Source organism: uncultured Sphingomonas sp. (genome assembly GCF_964021865.1).
Taxonomy (GTDB): Bacteria; Pseudomonadota; Alphaproteobacteria; order Sphingomonadales; family Sphingomonadaceae; genus Sphingomonas.
On the sequence record NZ_CAXIAM010000094.1, the window covers coordinates 1 to 5,583 of the forward strand.

Below are 5,583 nucleotides of genomic sequence, written 5' to 3' on the forward strand. Positions count from 1 at the left end.
CCCAGACCGTCTACAAGCTCGACCTGCCCGGCGCGACCGACGTGAAGCTCGACGAGAGCCTCAAGATCTTTTCGGGCATGATGGCCGCGCCCGCGATCACCGACGCCGGACTCGCCGCCGAGCGCCCCGCAGTGCTCGCCGAACAGCGTGAGGCACCGGGGCCGCAGGTCCGCTATGGCGATGCGCTGCGCCAGACCTTCTTCACCGGGCAGCCGCTCGCCAGCCGCTCGCCGATCGGGACGATCAAGACGCTGGAGGCGGCGAACCCGGCCAGCGTGCAGGCGTTCCACGACACATGGTATCGCCCGTCGCGCGCGGTGGTCATCATCTCGGGCGATATCGACCCCGACGTCGCCGCCAGGCTGGTCGTCAAGAACTTCGGTGGCTGGCAGGGCAAGGGCCCCAACCCGGCCGATCCCGACTTCGGCACGCCGCAGACCGGCGACCCGATCGCCAAGACGATCGCCGAGCCGTCGCTGCCGCCGATCGTCGCGACCGCGGTGCTGCGGCCGTGGAAGTATCAGAGCGACACGATCATCTTCAACCAGAAGCGGATGGTCGATCAGCTGGCGATGCGGTTGATCAACCGCCGGCTGGAGACGCGTGCGCGCGCCGGGGGCAGCTTCCTGCAGGCGTCGGTCAATCTCGACGACGTGTCGCGTTCCGCCAACGGCACCTTCACCAACGTCATTCCGATCGGCACCGACTGGGAAGCCGCGCTGAAGGACGTGCGCGCGGTGATCGCCGACGCGATGGCGACTCCGCCGACGCAGGGGGAGATCGACCGCGAGCTTGCCGAGTTCGACGCCGCGATGAAGAACGACGTCGATACGGCGCGAGTCGAGGCGGGCGCGAAACAGGCCGACGACATGGTCAGCGCGCTCGACATCCGCGAAACCGTCGCCGGGCCGCAGACCAGCTACGACATCCTTAAGCAGGCGCGCACCAAGGGCATGTTCACCCCCGCCGCGATGGTCGAATCGACCAACCGGCTGTTCAAGGGCGATGCCAACCGTGCACTCGTCAACACCCGTACTCCCGACGAGGGTGCGGCGGCGAAACTGGCGGCGGCGATGAAGGCCGATGTCTCGAAGCTGGCGGGCAAGCGCACCCAGCAGGCCGCGGTCGACTTCTCGCGCGTCCCGAGGCTGGGGCAGCCGGGCAAGACCGTCGCGCAGGCGCGCGTCGGCGATCCGCCGATGGAGCAGGTGACGTTCGCCAATGGCGTGCGCGCGCTAATCTATCCGAACGCGTCGGAAACGGGCCGCGTCTATCTGCGCGTGCGGTTCGGGCGCGGCTATCAGGCGTTGCCGTCCGACCGGCCGACCCCGGCCTGGGCTGGCGACACCGCGCTGATCGCCAGCGGGATCGGTTCGCTCGACCAGAGCGACCTGGACCAGCTGACCACCGGGCGGCGGATGGGGCTGGACTTCGACATCGGCGACGATGCGTTCCTGTTCGGCGCGCAGACGACGCCGGGCGACTATGCCGACAATCTGACGCTGATGGCGGCGAAGCTGGCCGCACCGCGCTGGGACAAGGCGCCGGTGGCGCGGGCGCGGGCGGCGATGCTGGCGGGCTATGCCGGGCTGTCGTCGTCGCCCGACGGCGTGCTGGCGCGCGATCTGGAAGGTTTGCTACGCGACGGAGATCCGCGCTGGGGCGTGCCGACGCTGGAGCAGATCGAGAAGCTCGACGCGGCGTCGTTCAAGAAGCTGTGGCAGCCGCTGCTCGCGACGGGGCCGATCGAGGTCGACATCTTCGGCGACGTGAAGGGCGACGAGGCGATCGCGGCGGTGGCCAAGAGCTTCGGCGCGCTCAAGACGCGGCGCGCGGACGATCCGCGCTCACCGACGGTGCGCTTCCCCGCGCATGTCGCGCAGCCGGTGATGCGGACGCACGACGGCGACGACAATCAGGCCGCGGCGGTGATCGCCTGGCCGACCGGCGGCGGGTCGACGGATCATGCCGAGCAGCGGCGGCTCGACGTGCTGGCGGCGGTGTTCAACGACCGGCTGTTCGACCGGCTGCGTTCGGTGGCGGGCGCAAGCTATTCGCCGAGCGCGCAGAGCCAGTGGCCGGTGGGGCAGCCCGGCGGCGGTCGGCTGATCGCGATCGGCAAGGTCGCACCCGACAAGGTGCCGCTGTTCTTCCAGCTGTCGCGCCAGATCGCGAGCGAGCTGGTGTCGACGCCGGTGAGCGAGGACGAGTTGCGGCGGACGATCGTGCCGATGCTGCAATATATGGCGCGCGCCTCGTCGGGGAACCAGTTCTGGCTGCTCCAGACCAGCGGTGGCACGTTCGACCCGAAGCGGATCGAGGCGAGCCAAAGCCTGGTGAGCGACTTCACGACGATCACCCCCGCGCTGTTGCAGGCGACCGCGGCGAAATATCTGAAGCCGGAGAAGGACTGGACGATGGCGGTGGTGCCGAAGGGGGCTGAGTCGGGGAAGTAGACGCCGCCGTATGCCCCGTCGCCCCTGGGCAGGCAGGGGCCTATCTCTGTGTCGTATGTCGATCCGTCTGACACTGTACCGACGCCCGTGTGTCAGATGGCGCGCGGCACGACACAGACATGGGCCCCTGCCTGCGCAGGGGCAACGGCGCGCGGGGCGACTACGCCAGCAGCTTCGGCCCGTCCTTCTGCAACTTCGCGCGCAATTGCTCGCCGAACATCCCGAGCAGACCGGGCAGTTCGAACAGGGCGTGGACGTTGCGCTCGGTGACGTCGAGCTGGACCGCGACGCGCTGGCCCATGCCCTCAATCACGAAATGCAGCGTGTCGCCATCCCAGCGATGCTCGGTGACATGCCCGCCGGGGATATAGCCGGCCAGCTTGTCGAATCCGCCCTCGATCCGCGCGCGTGCGCCGGCGACGCCGAGCTGGTGCGGCAGGTCCACTTCGATCGGCTTGCTCATGCGCTCCATCCATGACGTGTCATGCTGCACTGATACGCCTCGCAACCGTCATCGTCACGCCCTACCTCGCGTGGATGGCTTGCGATGACGCGCGGGGCGTCGCAGGAGGCGTCGACACCTGCGCGAAGGAAGCCCTGCCCTGTCCTATCGTTCTTCGATCGAAGCGTCTCCGCGTCGCTATCCGGCGCTGACCGCGCTGTTGCTGGGCGTGGCCGCGGCGTGCGGTTTCGCGCCGCTGGAATATTGGTGGCTGGCGATCGCCGCTTTCGCCGGGTGGATCGCACTGGTCCATGCCGCACCGACGCGCGGGCAGGCGCTGTGGCGCGGCTGGGCGTTCGGGGTCGGGCATTTCACGATCAACGACAATTGGTTCCAGCACGCCTTCACCTTTCAGGACCAGATGCCGCATTGGCTGGGCTATGCCGCGCCGTTCGCGCTGGCGCTGTACCTGGCGGTGTTCCCGGCGCTGTGCGCGGGGCTGGCGTGGCGCGGACGCGGGCCGCAGATCGACGCGGGCTTCGTGCTGCTGTTCGGCGCGTGCTGGATCCTGACCGAGTGGATGCGGAGCTGGCTGTTCACCGGTTATGCGTGGGACCCGGTCGCGGTGATGTGGGTGCCGGTGCAGCCGGTGGCGTGGCTGGCGACGTTGGTGGGCACCTATGCGCTGTCGGGGCTGACCGTCGCGGCGGCCGGCGGGCTGTTGCTGCTGCCCGCGGGGCGCAAGCAGATCGGCATCGGCGTGGTCGCATTCGCGATCCTGACCGTTGCGGAGCTGCTGAGTTACCGGTCGGCACCGCCGCCCGCCGCCGCCGATGCGCCGAAACTCGTCGTCGTGCAGCCCAACGTGCCGCAGGACCAGCGCGGCGAGAGCGATCAGGCGATGATGCTCGCGCGGCTGCTGCGGCTGTCGCGTACGCCGGGTGCCGCGCCGCGGCTGGTCATGTGGCCCGAGGGCGTGATCCGCGACTTCATTGAGGATGATTATCCCTTTTGGGTCTACGGCAACACCAGCCCGTGGCTGACGCGGACGCGGATGGCGTCGGTGCTGGGGCCGCGCGACATGCTGCTGACCGGCGGCACCGCGCTCCAGTTCGACAGCAAGGGCGAGGTGACCACCGCGAGCAATTCGGTGTTTGCGCTCGATGCGCGCGGGCGGATCCGTGGGCGCTACGACAAGGCGCATCTGGTGCCGTATGGCGAATATCTGCCGATGCCGTGGCTGCTCAAGCCGCTGGGGCTGTCGCGGCTGGTGCCCGGGGACATGGATTTCGCGCCCGGACCGGGGCCGCGGACGATGACGGTGCCGGGGTTCGGCGCGATCGGGATGCAATTGTGCTACGAGATCATCTTCTCGGGACAGGTCGTCGACCCGGCGCATCGCCCGCGGTTGATCTTCAATCCGTCGAACGATGCGTGGTTCGGCACGTGGGGGCCGCCGCAGCATCTGGCGCAGGCACGGCTGCGCGCGATTGAGGAAGGATTGCCCGTGGTGCGCGCGACTCCGAACGGCATCTCGGCGGTGATCGGCGCGGACGGCGCGCTGCTGGCGACGGTGGCGCACCACGTCGCCGGCGCAGCGGTGGTGCCGATCCCGCCGGCGCATGCGGCTACGCCCTTCGCACATTTGGGCAATTGGGCGGCGTTGCTGGTCGGGACAGTGCTGACACTCGTCGCATTTGCGTTGCGGCGTCGATCACGGTAACGACATAAAGCTATCTTTATATCGTTATCTCCCGGAGCCTCCATGCGTCAGTCGTTCCTCTTCACGTCCGAGTCGGTGTCCGAAGGCCATCCCGACAAAGTCGCCGACCAGATTTCGGATTCGATCGTCGACCTGTTCCTGTCCAAGGATCCCGAGGCACGCGTCGCGTGCGAGACGCTGACTACCACGCAGCTGGTGGTGCTGGCGGGCGAGATCCGCGGCAAGGGCGTGTACGAGAACGATCAATGGGCGCCGGGGATCGAGGACGAGATCGAGGCGACCGTGCGCGCGACGGTGAAGCGCATCGGCTATGAGCAGTCGGGCTTTCACTGGAACGAATTCCGCTTCCTCAACGAGCTGCACGGCCAGTCGGCGCACATCGCGATGGGCGTCGACGAGAGCGGCAACAAGGACGAGGGCGCGGGCGACCAGGGTATCATGTTCGGTTATGCGACCGACGAAACGCCGGGCCTGATGCCGGCGACGCTGTATTACAGCCACAAGATCCTCGAGCGGATGGCCGCCGACCGCCATTCGGGCGCGGCACCGTTCCTCGAGCCGGACGCCAAGAGCCAGGTGACGCTGCAGTACGAGAACGAAGTGCCGGTCAAGGCGACCGCGCTGGTCGTCTCGACCCAGCATGCGCCGGGTTATTGCGAGAAGGGCGACAATGCCGATGCGTCCAAGTACGCGGTCCTGCGCGATTACGTGATGGGCGTGTTCAAGGACGTGCTGCCCGATGGCTTCATCGACGACGCGACCAAGATCTACATCAACCCGACCGGCCAGTTCGAGATCGGCGGGCCGGACGGCGACGCCGGGGTGACCGGGCGCAAGATCATCGTCGACACCTACGGCGGCGCGGCCCCGCACGGCGGCGGCGCGTTCAGCGGCAAGGACCCGACCAAGGTCGACCGTTCGGCCGCCTATGTCGCGCGCTATCTGGCCAAGAACGTCGTCGC

4 protein-coding genes are annotated in these 5,583 nt (G+C 68.3%); 3 read left to right on the plus strand and 1 reads right to left on the minus strand.

The annotated features are described in order from the left end of the window. Positions 1-2,456 (plus strand): insulinase family protein (locus tag AADI75_RS15840; protein ID WP_341209951.1); only part of this gene is annotated, 2,456 nt, incomplete at its 5' end. A 160-nt stretch (positions 2,457-2,616) separates the two neighbouring features. Here the strand turns inward: AADI75_RS15840 and AADI75_RS15845 are convergent. Further along, positions 2,617-2,919 (minus strand): polyhydroxyalkanoic acid system family protein, encoded by a 303-nt coding sequence (locus tag AADI75_RS15845; RefSeq protein ID WP_341209952.1) that lies wholly within the window; start codon positions 2,917-2,919, stop codon positions 2,617-2,619. A 208-nt stretch (positions 2,920-3,127) separates the two neighbouring features. Here AADI75_RS15845 and lnt point away from each other — a divergent pair, with 208 nt between their 5' ends. Then, positions 3,128-4,621 carry an apolipoprotein N-acyltransferase gene (gene lnt / locus AADI75_RS15850; protein ID WP_341209954.1) on the plus strand — a complete coding sequence of 498 codons (1,494 nt, stop codon included), beginning with the start codon at positions 3,128-3,130 and terminating at the stop codon, positions 4,619-4,621. A 42-nt stretch (positions 4,622-4,663) separates the two neighbouring features. After that, a partial coding sequence (metK, locus tag AADI75_RS15855) for a methionine adenosyltransferase (RefSeq protein ID WP_341209953.1) occupies positions 4,664-5,583 on the plus strand: 920 nt, incomplete at its 3' end.